The following is a 709-nucleotide window of genomic DNA, read 5'->3' as shown; positions in this document are numbered from 1 at the left end:
CACGGCACCCGCACGGGGCGCACCGCGCTGCTCCTCTCCTACGGGGCCGCCGGTTCGGCGCCCGAGGTGAGCCTGCCCGTCGGCCTCGGCCTGGACGCGGAGCTGCGCCCCCACCCGGCGCGACCGCGCGCGACGCTGGGCGAGCGCTTCGGCCCCCCGGTACCGGTCGCGGAACGGCCGCCGGGCGTCTCGCTCGCGGAGGCGGCCGGGGGGTACGGGGCGCTGCTCGCCGAGGACCCGTGGCTCGACTCCCGGCCCGTGACGCTCGACGGCGTGATACCCGTGCGCGGACCGGACGGCTGGCAGCTCGCCGAGCCGTCGACGGACACCGCGCTCCCCCTGCCCCGCTCCTTCACCAGCACCTCGGGCCTGTGGCGCCTCCTGGCCGCCTCGGGCGGACGCCCCGTGCGGGTCTTCGGCGAGTGCGGCCACCGCGGCTTCCAGCCGCTGGCGGTCTGGGAACCCGACGCCGACGCCCCGCCCCTCGCCCTGCGCTGAACTCCCGCGATCTGGAGACCTCATGAGCGTCACCGACACCTCACCTTCCCCCGTCCCCGACACCCGGTCCCCCGAGCCCGGCCCCGGCTGGGAGGAACTGGTCACGACGGCCCTCCTCGGCACCGACCGGCGGCCCTTCGCGGGCGCGGGCGGCGCGCACGGCCCCGGCGCGCTCCTCGACGAGGCGGCGCTGCGCACCGTACGGCGCCGG

Annotated in this window: 2 pseudogenes; both read left to right on the top strand. The window is 78.8% G+C overall.

The features are described from left to right. A pseudogene (locus tag G3I42_RS28250) lies at positions 1-498 on the top strand (SWIM zinc finger family protein); the annotation flags it as partial. Between the two features lie 22 nt (positions 499-520). Then, positions 521-709: pseudogene (locus G3I42_RS28245) on the top strand (hypothetical protein); the annotation flags it as partial.

This window comes from Streptomyces sp. SID11385, from assembly GCF_010548245.1.
In the GTDB taxonomy this organism is placed as follows: Bacteria; Actinomycetota; Actinomycetes; order Streptomycetales; family Streptomycetaceae; genus Streptomyces.
Note: the sequence above shows the minus strand (reverse complement) of the source record. Positions and strands in the feature narration are given on the sequence as shown.